The 18,519-nt window shown below is 70.1% G+C and carries 16 protein-coding genes and 1 pseudogene; 14 read left to right on the plus strand and 3 right to left on the minus strand.

Annotated features, from left to right (window positions below; translation table 11 throughout):
• Window positions 1-24 precede the first annotated feature (24 nt).
• Together ACWC9R_RS25140 and ACWC9R_RS25145 are read right to left on the minus strand one after the other, a co-directional pair.
• The gene (locus tag ACWC9R_RS25140) at window positions 25-1,605 is read right to left on the minus strand and encodes an alpha/beta hydrolase (protein WP_450734712.1); all 1,581 of its coding nucleotides are present in this window, start codon (window positions 1,603-1,605) and stop codon (window positions 25-27) included.
• Between the two features lie 290 nt (window positions 1,606-1,895).
• Entirely contained in the window at window positions 1,896-2,747 is an 852-nt protein-coding gene (locus ACWC9R_RS25145; protein WP_450734714.1) for a LysR family transcriptional regulator, read from the minus strand.
• A gap of 80 nt (window positions 2,748-2,827) precedes the next feature.
• Here ACWC9R_RS25145 and ACWC9R_RS25150 point away from each other — a divergent pair, with 80 nt between their 5' ends.
• The 13 genes and pseudogenes from ACWC9R_RS25150 (at window position 2,828) to ACWC9R_RS25210 (ending at window position 15,155) form a co-directional block, all read left to right on the plus strand.
• Window positions 2,828-3,358, plus strand: coding sequence for a cupin domain-containing protein (locus ACWC9R_RS25150; RefSeq protein ID WP_450734716.1), 531 nt, complete (start codon window positions 2,828-2,830; stop codon window positions 3,356-3,358).
• 70 nt (window positions 3,359-3,428) lie between these two features.
• Complete coding sequence (locus ACWC9R_RS25155) at window positions 3,429-3,584, plus strand: hypothetical protein (protein ID WP_450734718.1); 156 nt, start codon at window positions 3,429-3,431, stop codon at window positions 3,582-3,584.
• Between the two features lie 186 nt (window positions 3,585-3,770).
• Window positions 3,771-5,297, plus strand: a pseudogene (locus tag ACWC9R_RS25160) (FG-GAP-like repeat-containing protein).
• A 291-nt stretch (window positions 5,298-5,588) separates the two neighbouring features.
• Window positions 5,589-6,638 carry an alpha/beta fold hydrolase gene (locus ACWC9R_RS25165; RefSeq protein ID WP_450734720.1) on the plus strand — a complete coding sequence of 350 codons (1,050 nt, stop codon included), beginning with the start codon at window positions 5,589-5,591 and terminating at the stop codon, window positions 6,636-6,638.
• Between the two features lie 51 nt (window positions 6,639-6,689).
• Window positions 6,690-7,103, plus strand: a complete 414-nt coding sequence (locus tag ACWC9R_RS25170; protein ID WP_450734722.1) for an alpha/beta hydrolase — start codon at window positions 6,690-6,692, stop codon at window positions 7,101-7,103.
• Window positions 7,104-7,270: 167 nt separating this feature from the next.
• Window positions 7,271-7,432, plus strand: a complete 162-nt coding sequence (locus ACWC9R_RS25175; RefSeq protein ID WP_450734724.1) for a putative leader peptide — start codon at window positions 7,271-7,273, stop codon at window positions 7,430-7,432.
• 281 nt (window positions 7,433-7,713) lie between these two features.
• Window positions 7,714-8,808, plus strand: a complete 1,095-nt coding sequence (locus ACWC9R_RS25180) for an ABC transporter substrate-binding protein (protein ID WP_450734726.1) — start codon at window positions 7,714-7,716, stop codon at window positions 8,806-8,808.
• A 4-nt stretch (window positions 8,809-8,812) separates the two neighbouring features.
• Window positions 8,813-9,664 carry an ABC transporter ATP-binding protein gene (locus ACWC9R_RS25185; RefSeq protein ID WP_450734727.1) on the plus strand — a complete coding sequence of 284 codons (852 nt, stop codon included), beginning with the start codon at window positions 8,813-8,815 and terminating at the stop codon, window positions 9,662-9,664.
• The gene (locus ACWC9R_RS25190; protein ID WP_450734728.1) at window positions 9,661-10,608 is read left to right on the plus strand and encodes an ABC transporter permease; all 948 of its coding nucleotides are present in this window, start codon (window positions 9,661-9,663) and stop codon (window positions 10,606-10,608) included. Before ACWC9R_RS25185 ends, ACWC9R_RS25190 begins: the two co-directional genes overlap by 4 nt.
• Window positions 10,609-10,691: 83 nt before the next feature.
• Window positions 10,692-11,591 (plus strand): TauD/TfdA dioxygenase family protein, encoded by a 900-nt coding sequence (locus ACWC9R_RS25195; RefSeq protein ID WP_450734730.1) that lies wholly within the window; start codon window positions 10,692-10,694, stop codon window positions 11,589-11,591.
• A gap of 176 nt (window positions 11,592-11,767) precedes the next feature.
• Window positions 11,768-13,762, plus strand: coding sequence for a hypothetical protein (locus ACWC9R_RS25200; protein ID WP_450734731.1), 1,995 nt, complete (start codon window positions 11,768-11,770; stop codon window positions 13,760-13,762).
• Between the two features lie 522 nt (window positions 13,763-14,284).
• Window positions 14,285-14,893: a hypothetical protein gene (locus ACWC9R_RS25205; protein ID WP_450734733.1), complete on the plus strand. Its 609-nt coding sequence runs from the start codon at window positions 14,285-14,287 to the stop codon at window positions 14,891-14,893.
• 46 nt (window positions 14,894-14,939) lie between these two features.
• A complete protein-coding gene (locus tag ACWC9R_RS25210; protein ID WP_450734734.1) occupies window positions 14,940-15,155 on the plus strand; it encodes a hypothetical protein in 216 nt (71 codons plus the stop codon).
• A gap of 170 nt (window positions 15,156-15,325) precedes the next feature.
• On the opposite strand, the gene ACWC9R_RS25215 is transcribed toward ACWC9R_RS25210, so the two are convergent.
• The gene (locus ACWC9R_RS25215) at window positions 15,326-16,462 is read right to left on the minus strand and encodes a PP2C family protein-serine/threonine phosphatase (protein ID WP_450734735.1); all 1,137 of its coding nucleotides are present in this window, start codon (window positions 16,460-16,462) and stop codon (window positions 15,326-15,328) included.
• A gap of 439 nt (window positions 16,463-16,901) precedes the next feature.
• Between ACWC9R_RS25215 and ACWC9R_RS25220 the strand changes: the two genes are divergently transcribed.
• On the plus strand, window positions 16,902-18,386 hold the full coding sequence (locus ACWC9R_RS25220) for an MDR family MFS transporter (RefSeq protein WP_450734737.1): 1,485 nt from the start codon (window positions 16,902-16,904) through the stop codon (window positions 18,384-18,386).
• The last annotated feature ends 133 nt before the right edge of the window (window positions 18,387-18,519 follow it).

Genomic DNA, 18,519 nt, shown 5'->3' on the forward strand with positions numbered 1-18,519 from the left:
GGCGAACCACCGCGAACGACCGTCTCAACGCGGGCAGTTGGTGGCCTTGCCCGGCAGCCTTCCCCCGACCAGATACCTGTCGACGGCACGGTCGGTGCATGTGGACGGACTCTCCGAGGCGTACGCCGCGTGCCCCTCGCCCTTGCGCACCAGCAGCGAGCTGTTGCCCAACTGCCGGTGTACCGCCTGCGCGTTCTCCAGCGGAGTCTGCACATCGTCGGTGTACGACACCAGCAGCACCGGTGCCGCCCCGGAGGCCTTCACCGGCTCGGCTGTACCAGTGGGGGCGACCGGCCAGGTCGCGCAGTCGATCATCTGCCAGGCGTAGTGACGCCCGAAGAGCGGCGACTGCTCGGCGAACGCGTCGGCGGTCCTGAGCATCTCCTTCGGAGACTTCGGGGCCGACGGGGAGTCCAGGCACAGCACCGCCGGCATACTCATGGACTCGTTCTCCTCGGTCTGCTCCTCCTGCGGCGTCAGCTGCTCGCCACCGCTCTCCCCGGCCGTCCCGGCCTCCATGCGGTCGAAGGCGGTTGCGTCCCCGTGCAGGGTGGCCACCAGCGCCTTGGTCAGCGGTTTCCAGCTCTCCTTGTCCGTCACGGCCGTCTCCAGGTACATGGAGAAGGTGGCGTCGGTGAACTCCTCACCGTCGGCCCCTCGCAGCGGCTTCCGCTCCAGCCTCTCGGCGAACGCGGTGACCCGCCGCAGAACCTCGTCGGCCGTGGCTCCCAGCCGCTCGTCCCCGCGCGCGACGAGATCCCGGGCGTAGCGACGCATCGCGTCATCGGAGGTCTTGAGGTCGCGGCGGGCCACCTGCTGCATGTCGGCGGCGGGGTTGACGACGCCGTCGAGCACCATCCGGCCCACCTTGTCGGGGAACAGCTTCATGTACTGCTGGCCGATGTAGGTGCCGTAGGAGACACCGGTGTAGTTCAGCTTGGCATCGCCCAGGACCGCCCGCAGCACGTCCAGGTCGCGCGCGACGCTCACGCTGTCCATGTGCGCGAGAACGGCACCGCTCGCGCCCCGGCAGGCCTGGCCACGCCTGGCCGCGTCGGCGAACGCCTTCCTGGCCCCCGCTTCGGTACGCGGCGGATTCTCGGGCTCCTGCGGCACGCCGTCGGGACACTTGACCTGCCCGGAACCGGCCGTGCCACGAGGGTCGAAGCCGACCAGGTCATACCGGGCCCGAGCCTCCTTCCCGGCCTGCCAGTTTCCGTTGGCCACATCGGCCGCACCGCCCGCGCCGGGCCCGCCCGGGTTGAAGAGCAGCGACCCCAGCCGACGACCGTGGTCCTTGGCCGGCACCCGCGACACCCGCAGTTTGACGGTCTCCCCGCCCGGCGCCGCGTAGTCCACCGGCACCGTCACCCAGCCACACTCCGCGCCGGGCACGGCCTCGCTGGTGACGTCCGCGCCACAGGCCGTCCACTGGACCTTCTGCTGCGTGAAGCGTGCGAGCGAGCCCGTGCCGGACGTGCTCACGCCCTTGGCGCCGTCGGACTGGGCCCCCGCAGCGCCGCTGACGCCGCAGGCCGTCATCACCAGTGCGGCGGCGGCCAGCGCACCGGCGGTCATACGTAGGGACTGGCGGGGACTGGGCATCGGGGGGTGCTCGCTCTCTCGCTACTTCCTGCGAAGGATGCGCGAGGACGCCGCTGCGACGCTATCGGCCTCGTCACAGCTGCGGTAGGGGCGTACGGAGCGTCGTCGGGTGAACGCGTGCCGCGATCGTGGGCGGGCGGGGTGGAGTGCGGCGATGGCGGGCCCGCCACGATGACCTGTGCGTACCGTGACTTTCCGGCTACCGGTAGCCACCTCCCCCTTGGCGCTCCGGCCATGAGCACCTGCGGCTCCGCTCCAGCCGACCACTCCCCGGCTGGAGTCGGAGGGGCTCAGCGGCGGTACGCGGCCCTCGCGATCCCGATGAACGAGCGGATCAACGGGTTGGTGTCGCCGGCGTTCCACACCGCGACCAGGCGGCTCGGCGCCATGTCGACCAGCGGAACCGCGGTCAGGTTCTCGGGCAGGGCGTGTCCGAGTGGGGCCAGGCCGACCGTGCTGTTCCAGAGCACGGCCTGCAGGCATTCCTGGACGACGCGCACCACCGGGCCCTCACGCGGCCTGCCGCCGTTCCAGTACGACTGCCAGATCGGGTCGGTGCCCCGCGGGAACTGGAACCAGCGGCGGTCGGCCAGGTCGGCCGGCTTCAGGCGGTCGCGACGGGCCAGCGGATCGTCGGCGCGCAGTACCGCACCGACCGGATCGCTGCGCAGCTCACGCACCGTCAGCGCGGTGTCGTCGAACGGCGCACGGGTCAGGGCGACGTCGACCAGTCCGGCGCGCAGCCCGCAGGTCGGGTCGGTCAGGTCGGTGTCGCGGATGTGGATGTCGACGCCCGGGTGGGTCCGGCGGAAGGCGGCCGCCAGCTTGGCGATGCCGGGGTCGGTGCCGTCGCTCAGGATGCCGATGGTGAGGGTCGCGGTGCCGGCCGCCGCGGTCACCCGGACACGGACGCGGTCGGCCTGGTCGAGCAGGGCCCGCGCTTCGTCGAGCAGCACCTGGCCTACCGGGGTGAGCGTGACGCCGGCAGGCGAGCGCGTGAACAGCAGGGCACCGGTCTCGGTCTCCAGCTGCTTGATCGCCCGGCTCAGCGGCGGCTGGCTCATGTGCAGCCGGGCGGCGGCCCGGCCGAAGTGGAGTTCCTCGGCGACCGCCACGAAGTAGCGCAGGGTACGTAGCTCCACGCTGCAACGATACCCACTGGGTATCGCCCTCGCGGAACAGGTCTTGGACACCGGCGGCCCCCTGGCGGTGCACTCGGAACATGACCGACGAAGCGAAGACCAGTGAAGAAGCGAAGACCAGTGACATGGCAAAGACCAGTGAAGAGCGGGCCGTCCCCGCCGTGTCGGTGGTCGGCCCCGACGACGGTGAGATGATCGTCATCGGCACCACGCGGATGCGCGTCCTCGAGGACGGCAGCCACACCGGGCACCGCCTGGGGATCACCGAGTCCGTCCTCGCCCCGCACACCCCCGGACCGCCGCAGCACCGCCACACCCGGCACGACGAGGGCTTCTACATCATCTCCGGCACGGTGCGGTTCACCGTCGGGGACAAGGACCACGAAGCGACCGCGGGGACACTCGTGGTGGTCCCGCCCGGTGCCCCGCACACCTTCGCCAACGTGACCGACCAACCCGCCGTGATGCTCAGCATGTTCACCCCCGACCTGTACGTTCAGTACTTCCGTGACCTCCAGAACATGACCGCCGACGACAGGCCGCTGACACCCGAGGCGAGCATCGACACCATGAGCCGCTACGCCACCGAGCCCGCTACCGACTTCGCCTGAACCCGGCGGGCCGCCACCGCCCGACTGCCCGCCACTGGGCCGGCGCAGCCAAGGCGCTCCCACCGAGGCGATGAGTTTCGCCTCGCCGCGTCGTCTGCAGGGTGGGAACGTGGGGCAGGTCTTCCGGGTGGACATGTGTCACGTCAGCCATCCCAACGGTGACTACCAGGTGGCCAACAAGGTCCAGGTGCTCGACCTGGCCGAGCTTGTGTCGCCCGGTAGGTGATGCCGCCAGCCCAAGGTCAGCCGGGCCGACCGCGCCACTCGCTGCGTCCGCTCTATCGGGCCCGAGGGTGGCGGAGTTGGCTGCGCGCGTCGCGGGCACGCACCGAGTCGCATGGTGCATACAACCAGCTTCGGGTCCGGAGTGTCCTCTGAGGTGAACATGGCCTGTCGACCGAAGGAAGCCCCCATGACGCACCTGAGACGCCTTGATCTCCGCAGGGCCCGTAACGCTCCAAGTGCCCGCGGTGTACGGGGTGTTCGCGCCACGGCTCCGCTGGCGGCCGCGCTCCTGGTGGCCGGGGGCCTGGCCGCCTGGTCGCTCGCTCCCCAGGAGGCGTACGCGGCGACCGGGCACGCGGCGCCCGCGGACGACTTCAACGGCGACGGCTATGCGGACCTCGTCTCCGGTGCCCCCGGCGCCACCGTCTCCCACAAGGCCCAGGCGGGCTACGTGGCGGTGACGTACGGCTCGGCGAAGGGGCTCGTGCCGTCCCACAAGAAGCTGGTGAGCCGTTCGACGAGCGGCGTGCCGGGATCGGCCGCCGCCAGGTAGCGTTTCGGCGAGACCTTCAGCAAGGGCGACCTGGACGGCGACGGCTACAGCGACCTGGTCATCGGTACGGGAAGGGCATCGTCGGGCAGTGTGATCCTGTGGGGCTCGCCGTCCGGCCTGACCGGCGGCACACCGATCGCCACGTACGGACAGGCGCCGCAGGTGGGGGACTTCAACGGCGACGGCAAGGCTGACCTGGCCCTCTTCGGCGACCCCGGCAGCTACGGTGACGACCCCATGGCGCAGGCCGCGAACCTGTGGAAGGGCCCGATCTCGCGGACGGGATCGCCCGCCGCGCGGCTCAACTTCCTCGACAGGTCCCAGTGGTTCGGTTACGACGACGACGCGCCGGGCGCGGAGTGCGCCAAGAACGACAGCTGCATCAGCGGCCCCCACTCGATCAGTGGCCCCGTCGTCGCCAAGGCCACCGGCGACGTCAACGGCGACCACCGCCAGGACATCGTGATCTGGAACTACGCCGGTGACGGCGAGTGGGGCAGCAAGGTCCTGCTCGGCGGTGGTGCGGGGTTCAAGCAGGCCGCCGCACCCGGCGTCCGGGGCGCCATCGGCGTGGGCGACGTGGACGGCGACGGATATGGCGACGTGGTGGCCGGCGACAACGAGGAGACCGGCAAGGTCACGGTCGCGTACGGCACGCCCTCCGGCCCTTCCGCCACCCGCAAGCAGACCTTCGACCAGAGTCTGCCCGGCTTCCACGGCGCCCAGGAGAGCGGCGACCGGCTCGGCTCCTGCGTCTCGGTCGCCGATGTGACCGGCGACGGCCGCGCGGAGATCGCGCTCGGGATCAGTGGGGAGGACTTCAGCGGCCTCACCGACGCGGGCGCGGTCGCGCTGCTGCACGGCACCGCGTCGGGGGTCACCGGTGCGGGCAGCCAGGTCCTGCACCAGAACACACCCGGCGTGCCCGGGGTCGCGGAGAAGAAGGACGCCTTCGGGGCGGCCTGCGGCCTCCTCGACGTCAACGGTGACGGTCACCGTGATCTCGCCGTGTCGTCGACCGCGGAGAACGGGTCGTCCGGCGCGGTGTGGTCCCTGCGGGGTTCCGGCAGCGGTCTGACGACGAAGGGTGCGACGGCGTTCGGCCCCGGCGACATCGGGGGCCCTGCCACCAAGGCGGAGTTCGGCGCCTTCCTGCGCTGAGAGTGGCGTCTGATCCCACCCGAGTTCCCTGATCTCTGCGTAACGTCCGTGCACCTGGTACCGGGTGCACGGACGTTTTGCGTTCGCCGTCGCGGCCATCACCCCTTCACCCCAGAAGCAAGTGTTACACCTCATCACTATCGGAAGTGTCCCTAATAAACCCTGCGCCATCCTCTTGACCGGCGACGTCAACGCGCCGCAAGCTAAGGGCAGTTCGCGGTTACAGCCTCTAACTATAGTGTTGGTGCATAGCTGAGCTGTACCGGCCCGCGCCCTTCAAGGAGAGCCGTCATGAGCAGAGTGATGAGACAACTTCGGCGGACACTCACCGCCCTGCTGACAGCCGGGGTGGTGCTGGCCACGCCGGTGGTCGCCACCCCGGCCGTCGCCGCGCCCGGCCATACCGATCCCGCCCCCGATTCCGCTCCTCAGGCCCCGACCGGCCACATCAAGTGGCACCCCTGCACCGACGCCGGGTTCCCGGGCATGCAGTGCGGCACGATGCGGGTACCGGTGGACTGGTCCAAGCCGCGAGCCGCGCAGCTCGACCTGGCCCTGGTCCGTCGTAAGGCCGATGACCCGGCACACCGCCAGGGCACCCTGCTCCTCAACGACGGAGCCGGCGGCTCCTCGATCGAGCAGCTGAGGCTGGCGACACGCAACGGCTTTCCCGACATCGCCGGTGCCATGACCCGGCGGTTCGACATCGTTGCGGTCGACCCACGCGGGGTGGGCCACAGCACCCCCATCCGCTGCTCCGAGCCGCTCAAGCCCGCCGGGGTCAGCTACTTCCCGAAGAACCGGGCCGCGTTCGTGAAACTCGTGGCCCACAACCGCACCTTCGCCAGGGACTGCCTGCGCCGCAACGGCCCGCTGGTGGCCCATGTCGACCTGACCAGCACGGCCCGTGACATCGAAGCGGTCCGCACCGGGCTCGGCGTCCGCCGGCTCAACTGGTACGGCATCCACTACAGCACCCTGCTCGGACGCACCTACGCCGCCCTCTTTCCCGGCCGGCTGCGCACGATGACCCTCGACACCGCGCTGGACGACACCACTTCGCCCCTCACCCGGATCGTCAAGGAGACGGCCGGCGCCGAAGAAGCCTTCAACCGTTTCGCCGCCTGGTGCGCCAAGTCGGAGCAGTGTGCTCTGAAGGGACATGACGTCGCCGCCGAGTACGACGCCCTCGTCGCCCGTGCGGACCGCACCCCCGTCCCCGTCGCCGGTGGCACACACCGCCCGCTGACCGGTGAGGACATCCGCGGTGCCACCCAGGACTACCTGAACATCAGGAGCGTCACCTGGCCCGCCCTGGCCAAGGCCATCGTCAAGGCGTAGGCGGGCGACGCGACCGACTTCACCGTCGACCCCGATGGCACCCTCGACCCGGTGCAGGTCCTGGTGCCCGCCTGCCTGGACAACGCCCGTCCGGTCCGCACCTTCGAACAGGCCGACCGACTGCGCAAGTCGCTCGCCGTACGCGCACCGCACCTCGGCGGCGCGGTGCGCTCCTGGACCGCGCTCGCCGGGTGCCTCGGGTGGCCGGTCCCCGCCAAGCCCGTGCAGGCCGGCCGCCTGATCTCCGGAGCACCGCCCGCCCTGGTCATCCAGTCCACGCACCAGGCCCTGGCTCCCCACGCGGGGGGCTCCGCCATGGCGGCCCAGCTGCCCGGCAGTGTCGTACTCAGCCGCGAGGGCGATGACTACAGCATGTTCCTGCTGTCCCCGTGCGTCCGCGCCGCGACCAACCGCTACCTGACCGACCGCGTCCTGCCCGCCCCGGGCACCACCTGCACCAACTGAACCCCGGGTACCCTCCACCCCCAGCGGAGTACGCCCGCGCGAACGAGCCCCTACCCGCGGGCCACTTAGACAGCCTGCGCATCGGCCCCGCCCGGACATCCGAGTGATGTCCGGGCGGGGCCGTCCGCGTGCCGGCTCAGCAATTGTGAACGAAATGCTGCGCGCGCATGGCGGGAGAATCAGAAAGTGAGACAAGGGCTGTTGGCGCATTGACTTGGCTGATTATCGCTGCCAGCCTCCCGAGTGTGAGTTACTCGGAGAACTTCACCGCACGCCTGCACGTCGACCTTCGACGCCAGGCCAGTGCCATCTGTGCCGCCGGCCGCTAGAGCTGCCCGACAGCGTCAGCTCCTGAGCGACGCCTGATCCCTGCGCACTTTCCTCCCTGGGATTTCCTCGTCGCCCGGTGATTCTCGCCGCATTCCCACGCAGGTCCATGCGGGTCACAGGTAATGCGCCCGCAGGTCCACCTGGAATCCGCCGGGTTCGGTGCGCGTGCCGGCTCCTTCCGCTTCGGCATCCGCATTTCCCTTTCGGTTTTCGCCCGCGTCCGTACCACACCGCCGTACGCGTTCCACCGCGCTTCACCCACCACTCCGACAGGACTTCCATGAGCACGCTGAGTACCCCATCGAGCCGACGACAGTTCCTCACCCTGCTGGGTCTTTCGGCGGTCGCGGTCAGCTGCGGCTCCGGGGGTGGCGGTGCGGCCGCGGCCAAGGACCAGACCAGGACCCTGCGATACCAGGGGTGGGCGGGAGCCGTCATCCTGCCCGAACTCGCCCAGGATCTCGGCTTTCTGGAGGACGTGAAGCTGAAGTGGGTCGGGAACACGATCAGCGGGCCGCAGGACATCCAGTCGGCGGCGACCGGGCAGGTCGACTTCGGCGGTGCGTTCAACGGGGCGGTCGTCAAACTCGCTGCCAGAAAGGCCCCCATCACAGCGGTCATCAGTTACTACGGCGTCGACAAGGCCGCGTACAACGGCTTCTACGTGCTCAAGGGCAGCCCGGTCCACTCGGCCCGTGACCTGATAGGCAAGAAGGTCGGGATGAACACGCTCGGTGCGCACTCCGAGGCGATGCTCGATATCTACCTGCAACGCCACGGTCTGTCGCAGGCGGACATCAAGAAGGCCGAGCCTTTGGTGGTGCCCCCGGTCAACACCGAGCAGTCGCTGCGGCAGAAGCAGATCCAGGTGGGCGTCCTCGGCGACATCCTGCGCGACAAGGCCCTGCGGACCGGCGGCGTCAGGCCGCTGTTCACCGACTACGAGCTGCTCGGCAACTTCTCCGCCGGTACGTATGTGCTCAACGACCGGTTCCTGAAGGAGAACCCCGACACCGCGCGCACCTTTGTCACCGGCGTCGCGCGTGCCATCGAGTGGGCCCGCGCCACACCACGCGAGGAGGTCATCGCCCGCCAGATCGAGATCGTCAAGAAGCGTGGCCGGAACGAGGGCACCGCCCCGCTGAAGTACTGGAAGTCCTTCGGCGTCGCCGAGACGGCCGGGCGCATCACCGACAAGGAGTTCCAGCTGTGGATCGACTGGCTCAGCAAGCGCGGTGACATCGAGAAGGGCCAGGTCAAGGCGTCGGATCTCTACACCAACGAGTTCAACGCGTACCGCGGAAAGGGCAACCGGAAGGACAACCGGAAGGACGCGTCCTCCGCGGCCGGGAAGACCTCGAAGAACGGGAGCTGAACCCATGCCGGAATCCATCACACCCAAGATCGAGTTCGAGCAGGTGTGCAAGACCTTTCCCGTCAAGGAGGGGAGGAGCCAGGGACGCGGACCGGCCCAGGGGGACGGGGAGTTCACCGCCCTGGACGGTGTTGACCTGCGGATCGACGCGGGGGAGTTCGTCGTCGTGGTCGGTCCCAGCGGATGCGGCAAGTCCACGCTCCTGGACCTGCTGGGCGGGCTCGCCCGGCCAAGCGCCGGACGCATCCTCCTGGACGGGGAACCGGTGACCGGGCCCGGTCTGGACCGCGGCATCGTCTTCCAGCAGTACGCCCTGCTGCCCTGGCGCACCGCCCTGGGCAACGTCGAGTTCGGCCTGGAGACGACCGGCGTGCCACGGCGTGAGCGCGCCGCCCGTGCCCGCGAGTACCTGGACCTCGTCGGGCTCTCCGGATTCGAGAACCGCCACCCGCACGAGCTGTCCGGCGGTATGCGCCAGCGCGTGGCCATCGCCCGCTCGCTCGCCTACGACCCCGACGTCCTGCTGATGGACGAACCGTTCGCCGCACTGGACGCCCAGACCAGGGAGTCGCTCCAGGACGAGTTGCTGCGCATCTGGCAGCGCACCGGAAAGACCGTCGTCTTCATCACCCACGGCATCGAGGAGGCCGTCTACCTGGGGCAACGAGTGGCCGTCATGACCTCCAGGCCCGGTCGCATCAAGCAGGTCGTGCCGATCGGGTTCGGCTCCCGCACGGCAACGGACGACCTGCGGTCCAGCCCCGGGTTCGCACGGTACCGACACGAGATCTGGACGCTTCTGCACGACGAGGTGACCAGGGCCCAACTGCTGGAGAAGGAGGAGGTCTCCGTATGAGCCTCGTAAGCGGTTCGACCACGCGTCGCAAGGCCCCGGAGGAACGCTCCGCGTCGGCCACCGGCACACCGTCGGAGTCCACCGGCACACCGTCGGCGTCCATCGACGAGCCCGCGGGTGCCCTGCCCCTCGCGCTGAGCAGGCCGCGGCTCCACCGCCCTCCGGTGCTGCCGCGCATCCTGCGCGCGGCACTGACCGGCGCCACCAAGTCGGCAGCGATCGTCGCCCTGCTGCTCGTGTGGGAGCTGGCGCCCCGCTTCGGCCTGGTGGACCGGACCTTCCTGCCGCCGTTCAGCGAGGTCGCCCAGGCAGGGTGGGAACTGGTGGCCAACGGTCAGCTCGCCGACAACGCCCAGGCGAGCCTGGTGCGTTCGTTCAGCGGCTTCGGCATAGCCGTCGCCGTCTCCGTACCGCTGGGCCTGCTCATCGGCTGGTACCGGCCCGTCGCCGATCTCCTCAACCCGCTGCTGCAGGTCTTCCTCAACACCGCCGCCCTGGCCCTGCTGCCGGTGTTCGTGCTGCTCCTCGGCATCGGCGAGGCGTCGAAGATCTCCATCGTGGTGTACGCCTGCGCCTGGCCGATCCTGTTCAACACCATCAGCGCGGTGCGCACCGTCGACCCCACCCTGCTGAGGCTGGCGAAGTCCATGGACCTGTCCGCCCCGCGGCTGTTCCAGAAGGTGATCCTGCCGGCCTCGGTCCCGACGATCTTCACCGGCATCCGGCTGGCCGGGGCGGTGTCCATCGTGGTCCTCGTCGCCGCCGAGATGGTCGGCGCGAAAGCCGGTCTCGGCTACCTCATCAACGCGTCCCAGTACAACTTCGCCATTCCGCAGATGTACGCGGGCATCGTCACCATCTCCGTCATCGGCGTGGCCTTCAACCAGCTGCTGGTCGCCGTGGAGAAACGGCTCAGCTCGTGGCGCGTCCCCGCGACGGGCTGACGTCCGCAGGCACGTCGCCCCGCAGACGCATCCCCTGCCCCTCACCTCCTGAGATTGCCGGAAACCCTGAAAGGAACACACACATGAGCACCAGCACAGGCTTCGACATCCGCCGGATCGGCGGACGCATCGGCGCCGAGATCGTCGGCGCCGACCTCTCCACCGACCTCGACCCGGCGCTCGTCGCCGAGATCAACGCGGCGCTGCTGGAACACAAGGCCCTGGTCTTCCGCGGCCAGCAGCTGGACGACGCGGGACAGCTGCGCTTCGCCTCCCTCTTCGGCGAACTCACCACCGCCCACCCCACCGTCCCGTCCGTCGACGGGCAGCCCAACGTCCTGCCCGTCGACGGGGACGAGGGCATCCGCGCCAACCACTGGCACACCGACGTGACCTTCGTCCGCACACCCCCGAAGGCGTCGACCCTGCGCAGCATCGTCGTCCCGCCCTACGGCGGCAACACACTGATCGCCAACTCGGCCGCGGCCTACCAGGACCTGCCCCAGCCGCTGCGCGAGCTGGCGGACAAGCTGTGGGCGGTGCACACCAACGCCTACGACTACGCCGCCCCGAAGACCGCCAAGGCGGCCGAGCACCGCAAGCGGTTCGTCTCGCGCACGTACCGCACCGCCCACCCGGTGGTTCGCGTGCACCCCGAGACGGGGGAGCGCGGCCTGTACATCGGCGGCTTCGCGCAGACCATCGAGGGTCTCGGCCCGTCGGAGTCCCGGGACCTGCTGCGCATCTTCCAGTCGTACGTGACGCGGCCGGAGAACATCCTCCGGGTGAGCTGGACGCCCGGTGACCTCGTCCTGTTCGACAACCGCATCACCCAGCACTACGCCCCCGACGACTACGGCGACCTCCCGCGCCTGCTGCACCGCGTCACCGTCGCCGGCGACGCCCCGGTGGGCATCGCCGGCACCTCCAGCCGCGCCCTCGAAGGCGGCGACACCGACCACTACACCCCGGCCGTGGCCTGACACCCAAGGGGCAGGCGGGCCGAGACAAGGGCACCTGGTCGGGAAGCTTCCCTGGTCAGGTGCCCTTCAGCTGCCTGACCTCAGACAGCTCAGCAGCTCAACTCCGTGGCTGACAACCGACATTCGATGACAGGATGTCCGTCGGGGAACGGCTCGGCCGAGGCGCGGGGGCATGCGTGGGACGCACGGCAGGTGAGGCGCTGGACGAGGTGGCGTGGGAGCGGCTGGAGTCGACACTCGGGCACGGCCCGGCGGCCGAACTGCGAGGCGCGTTGCGGGGGTTGGCGAGCAAAGGCGCGGCGGCTACCGAGAAGGACTGCGACCCGCTGTTCGCATGCGTGGTGTTGGGCACCGGACGGGTGCCCCCCGTGGCGACCGCCGCGCTGCCACTCGTCGTCGCTCTCGCCGCCGATCCGGACATGGGCGCCCGGGCCAGGCTCGTTCAACTACTGACGGGCCTGGCCGAGGAGGCGGCCGAAGTCGGCGAGGAGCGCGTGGACCCGGGGTGGCACGAGGCATGGCGGCGCCATCGGACCAGGCTCCTGCTGCTGCTCGCTGACCCCCTGCCCGAGGTACGAAGAGAGGCCCTGCCCCTCGCGGAGGGTGTCGGCATGCTGCTGGAGCGGTGGCAGGCCGAGACGGACCCGGCGGTGCGGCTGCCCGTGCTGCTCGCGCTGGGAACCGCCGCGGCGGAGTCGGACGAAGCCGGGGCGGTGGAACGGGTACGAGGAGTCGTGACCGAGGCGCTGCGGACCGGCGATCCCGTCATGCGGGTCGCGGCCGTGCACGCCTGGGCCGCGTTCGACCCCCTGGCGCCGTCCCGTGAGCAGGATCTGCTGGTCGAGGCCCTGTCCGACCCGGCCGTGCGCCCACGGTTCGAGGCGCTCTGGCACGTGCCGGACGCCGACGGTCCCCTCACCCGCGAGGACGTCCTCTCCTGGACGGCCGGCCTCCTCAAGGACGCGCCGCAGACGGCACTCTCCCTCGTCGTCCGGCTCGTCGACGCGGCACGCGGAACCGGCGACACCCTGCTGTGCCGGGCCGCGCTGGACGAGGGGTGGCGGCTGCTGGTGGTGCTGCCCTCCGCGGCATCCGAGCTGCTGCCGCGCGCGGGCGCACTGCTGGCCGACCCGGACGACGGCGTACGGTACCGGGCGGCCCACCTGCTCGCGGCGCTGGGTGCGCGGGCGGCCGGGTACGCCGGCGAACTGGCCGCGCTCCTCGACGACATGGGCGAGGACGAGTACTTCGAGGGCACCGTCGGCGACCATGCCCGCTGGGCGCTGACCCGCATGGATGACCAGCGCGCCCTGCCGGGCCTGGTCGAGCGGCTGTACGCGCCGTACCGGGACCGGTACGGCCGCGGATACGGCCTGGGCGACCCGCACCTTCCGGAGGTCGAAGACGTGCTGACCCCACTGGGCGCGCACGCGGAGGGGCTCCTGCCCGCGGTGCGGCAGGTGCTCCGCGACGACGGCAAGGGCGGCGCGCTGACCTGCCCCTTCCTGCGCGTACTCCAGGCGTGGGGACCGGCCGCTGCACCCGCGCTGCCGGAGGTGGTGGCCCTGCTCGACGACGCCCGGTACGCGTCGTACGCACTCGACACCCTGGTGGCGATGGGACCGGCAGCGGCCTCCGCCCTACCCGCCGTGCGCCGGTGCACGGACCTCGACTTCCCTGTCGACTCCCGGCAGGTGGCGTGGGCCGCCTGGCGGCTCGGCGGGGACGGACGGGAGACGGCACTGCGGCACATCGGTGAGGCGGTGCTGACGGAGGAAAACCCGTCCTACGCCATCGAGCTCCTGGGCGACTTCGGCCCGGCGGCCGCGCCCTACGCGAGCCGGGTACGGCAGCTCGTCGAGCACGGTGACGCCTGGCTGCGGCCACGGGCCGCGGTCGCCCTCTGGTCGATCACGGGCGATCCGCAGCCGAGCGCGCCCGTCCTGGAGGAAGACCTCGCTCCGGTCGCCCACGGCGCCGACACCTACGGCGGCTTCCTCTACGCCCTGCGCGCCCTCGCCCGTATCGGCACCCTCTCCTCCGAGGCCCGGGCGGCCCTGCTCCGGGTGCGGGAGTTCGACCGGCCGCTGGCGACGTACCGTGACTACCGGGCGATCCTCCAGGACGAAACGATCCGGACCGCGATCGACGACGTCCTCGCTCTGCCCTGACGCCCCGGTAGGTACGGTCCGCTGTCGAGCAGCCGTGGGGACTGCCGCGCCTCAGCCGCCTTTCCGCGCGCTCCTGCATCTCGCGAATGACGGGCTCCTATTCCCAAAGGCATAGCCGCGGCCCGCGTCGGTCAGAATTCTGCTGCTTGCGCCGCCACCTGCGCCCGGAATATCGGCGGGAAGGCGATACCTGAGGCGTAGGCCATCCGGCAGATACGGCGTTCGCTGTGCGGAGGAACTGCTGAATGGGCCGGTACATCAACTCGCGGACACCCGCGGAAGTTACCGGGAAGTCCGGGGAACCTCCGGTGAGCATTGACGGTCTCTCCATTTGCCGAAGAGGGGAATTCCTCGTACCGCACTCTTCAGGCGAGTTCGGGAAAGGGCTGGCTGACACATCGGCCATCCGGCGCAAGGAAGGAAGAAGAGAAGTCACAGGACAGAACACGCTCGGCCCGCTGGGCCCGCACGTCCCGCCGTACGGCACCGGCAGGGGGAGCCCGGCGGGTGGCCCTCGTTGCCGTGACCGCGCTCATCGCGGTCCCGCTCGCCGGCGCCCACGCCACGGCCTGGGCCGCCGACGACAAGACCCCCTTCTACAAGAGCGACCAGGAGGTCATCGACTACATCAGCACCTTCGCGCCCCTCAATGACACCGCGGCCATCCAGGGCTACCCGGTCACCGGTCAGGACACCAAGGAGATCACGCTCGACGACGTGAAGAAGACGGGTTACTCCCCCGACCAGGCGGTCAAGGATGCCCAGAATTTGCTGCAGGGCTTCGGCTCCACACCAGGTGCCCAGAATTTCGGCACGGAAGAACGCGGGAGCAGCAAGGAGGACAAGGACCCCGGCTGGCTGGGTAACTGGGATGCGAAGTCCATATGCGGCCGGCCCAGTGATCAGCTCGCGAAAGAGAACCACAAACTGACCTGTGGCTTCGTGGGAAAGATCGACCAGAAATACCCGGTGATGAAGACCACGGACAGGGTCCCCGGGGGAACGCATATCACCTATGTGACCCAGGCCAGCATCGGTAAGGAGGACAAGGAGGTCAGCGGTTGGAAGGCGGGCGGCAAGATCACCTTCACCGCCTCGCCGGAAAACCAGGGGGGGCAGCGCCGAGGGTAGCTTCGAGTACAACCAGTCGACCGAAACCACGAAGAAGTGGACGGCCATGGCCGAGCAGCGCAGGGACTTCCCCGTCCCGGAGGGAATGGCCGGTGCCACGTTCCAGGCGCATGCGAACGCCGGGTGGTACACGGGATACATCGTCCAGAAGGTCGACGACACCGATGCGAAGTCGGAAAAGATCGTCACGATTCCCGCCCGCGTGCTCATCCAGGCGCCGACGGACGACGTTCCCCTCACCTGGGTCGGGCGCCAGACCTGAGGACTGTCCCGTAGCTGCCGGCCAGGGAGCCTGCCCCGGGAGGACCGGGTCCTGCTGGGGCAGGCCCTCGTGGTCCAGGGCAGTCCGCGTGGCGGGTCTCGGCGGCGTGCGGCGTCGCTGTGCAGTCCCTCCGAATCGCTGTGCGGTCCCTCCGAACGGTGACCGGTGGATCATCCAGGCTCAGCCGGCTGACCCCGCTCGCCGTCAGGCGGCTCCGGAGAGGCGCACAGGCTCACGGCGAGGGCGGCGATGTCGTCGTCGAGGCGTCCTTTGCTGTGGTGGAGGAGGCCGTGGTGAAGAGCGTTGATCAGTTCGCCGGGCCGTCCCGGGGGCTGCCGGTGCAGCCACGTCGCCAGCGGGAAGAAGTCGCCGTCGCGGTCGCGGGCCTCGGCGACACCGTCGGTATAGAGGAGCAGCAAGTCGCCAGAGGCGAAGTCGAAGACGTCGATGCTGTAGTCATCACCGATCAGCGCCGCGAGGTTGAGGAGCGGTGAGGGGGCGGTGGGCTCCAGGGCGCGGACCTCCCCGTGGTTCAGGAGCAGCGGCGGGGGATGCCCGCAGTTGAGGATGCCGATCGTGCCGCCCTCGTGGGGGATCTCGGCGAGAAGGGCGGTGGTGAAGCGCTCCATCGTGCCCTCGGGGGGAAAGGCGGCGTTGTAACGGGTGCTGCTGGCCTCCAGGCGGCGGGCGATGCTGACCAGGTCGGCCTCGTCGTAGGCGGCCTCCCGGAAGCAGTTGACCATCGCCGCGGCCGTGCCCACCGCCGGCAGGCCCTTGCCCCGCACATCGCCGATGAGCAGCCGCACCCCGTACTCCGTGTCGACGGCCTCGTAGAAGTCGCCGCCGATACTGGCCTCCGCAGCGGCTGCGAGATACAGCCCCTCGATCTCGATGCCTCCGAAGCGGCGCGGCATCGGGCTCAGGACCACCTGCTGCGCCGTGTCGGCGACCAGCCGGACGTGGAACAGGGTCTGCTCCCGCCGGAGCCGGACATGGCTTCCGTACGCGGCCGCCACGGTGACCGCGACGACCCCCGCCGCCGTCCACCACGTCCCCAGGTCGGGGAAGACGATGCCGAGCCCGATCATGAGAAGAAGGCAGACCGTCCCCAGCAGGACGGTGGGGAGTACGGGCCACATGGCGGCAGCGAGGGCCGGCGCCGCGGGCAGGAGCCGGCTGAAAGCCAGTTCCGGGGGAGTGGCGTATGCCAGGCCGGCGATGACCACGGTCAGGATCACCGGAGACAGCAGAGTGAGGGGCCCCCGGCCGTGGCGACGACGGAGGCGCAGCCGTCCAGGTCTGATCACACTTCGTAGGATATCTACGCAGAGCCGGACATAGCGTACTGGCCGGTCGGAGTCGGCCGGCTGCGCCCGGACGGTGCACCCTGCTGGGCGATGGCGCCGCGGCCCGGCAGGGTCGGTCTCCTCGTCTCCCCGCGCGTGGCCTGGACGGGGTGCGCGCCGGTGACGCGCTCACCGGGCTCTCCCGGCTGTCCGGAGCAGGTCTCCGACGTCGTGGCAGGTAGCGGCGAGGCACGGGAAGCCGGCCACGAGATTGCCGACGGGTGTCTTCGTGAGCAGGTGAAAATTGGGGTGAGATCGGTGCGATGATGCGAAAGACTCGGGCCCGACCGACGAGTTTTTCCAGGCGTGCCGGTCTCTCCTTACGATCACCGCCCATGTTCGTGCCGACAGCCCCTGGCTGCGAGGCGACTGCGACCAGGAACCCCAGCGAGGTGCTGCCATGTCAGCTGCGATTCAAGAACGACCGGCCGTGCAGGCGGGCCGAATACCGACCGTGGTGCGGCTGCTGGTGCTGGCCACCTTCGTGGTGATCCTGAACGAGACGATCCTGATCAACGCCATCCCGCGGCTGATGGACTCGTTGCACATCACCCAGCAGTCGGCGCAGTGGGTGTCCACCGCGTTCATGCTGACCATGGCCGCCGTGATTCCGGTCACCGGCTGGTTCCTGCAGCGGGTCACCACCCGGCAGGCCTACGCCATCGCGATGGGCGTGTTCCTTGCGGGAACCGCCCTGTCAGCCATCGCGCCCTCCTTCGAGGTGCTGCTGCTCGGCCGGATCGTGCAGGCCGCGGGCACCGCCGTGATGATGCCCCTGCTGATGACCACGCTGATGATCGTGGTGCCCGAGCAGGACCGCGGGCGAGTGATGGGCAACGTCACCCTGGCGATCTCGGTGGCGCCCGCGCTCGGCCCCGCCGTGGCCGGGCTGATCCTGCAGGCCGGCTCCTGGCGGCTGCTGTTCGTGGTCGTCCTGCCGATCGCGGCTCTGGTGACCTTCTTCGGGCTGCGCAAGATGGACAACATCGGCGAGCCGCAGGTGAGCTCCATCGACTGGTTCAGCGTGTCCGTGGCGGCGCTCGGCTTCGGCGGCCTGGTGTACGGGCTGAGCCTCTTCGGCGAGACCGGCGGCAGCGTCGGGCCCGGCATCGGCATCGTCACCGCCGGGGTCGCGGCCATCGCGCTCTTCGTGATCCGCCAGCTCAAGCTGCAGCGCACCGGTACACCTCTGATGGACCTGCGCATCCTCGGACACCGCACTTACAGCCTCTCCCTGGCCCTCATCTCCATCGGCTTCCTGGCGATGCTCGGGGCGATGATCCTGCTGCCGCTCTACCTGCAGAACATCCGCGGGCTCAGCCCGCTGGAGACCGGCCTGCTGGTCATGCCGGGTGGTCTGGCCATGGGCCTGCTCGGACCGACCGTGGGAAAGGTGTTCGACCGGTTCGGCAGCCGGCCGCTGGTACTGCCCGGTTCGATCGGCATGGTGCTCTCCCTCGGCGGTTTCACCCAGGTCTCGATGACGATGCCGTTCTGGCAGGTGCTGGGACTGCACGCGCTGCTGATGGTGAGCCTGGCGGCGACGTTCACCCCTGTCTTCACCCTCGGCATGGGCGCGCTTCCCCCGCACCTGTACTCGCACGGCAGCTCGATGCTCGGGACCTTGCAGCAGGTCGCCGCGGCGTTCGGGACCGCACTCGTGGTGACCGTGATGACCGCGCGCAGCGGGCACCTGGTCGCCGAAGGTGTTGCCCCCGCACCCGCGGAGCTGAGCGGGATGAAGCTGGCCTTCGCCATCGCCGCCGCGCTCACCGCGGTGACCATCGTCGTCGCCGCGAGCCTGCCGCGCCGGATCGCCGCCGATGACACTGACACTGACGCCCAGGCCCCCGACAGCGCCGTGGACCAGCCGACCGGCTCTTGAGGGCTGGGCGGAGCGAACCGTCTGCGTCGGCCCCCTCCGGGTCGTCGATGCCGAAAGCTCGGGGCGTCGCGGTCACTGGCCGGCCCCGAACCGTGCGGGGGGGGGGGGGGGGGGGGGGGCGGGGCGCGGGCGG

The organism is Streptomyces sp. NPDC001219 (assembly GCF_053597915.1).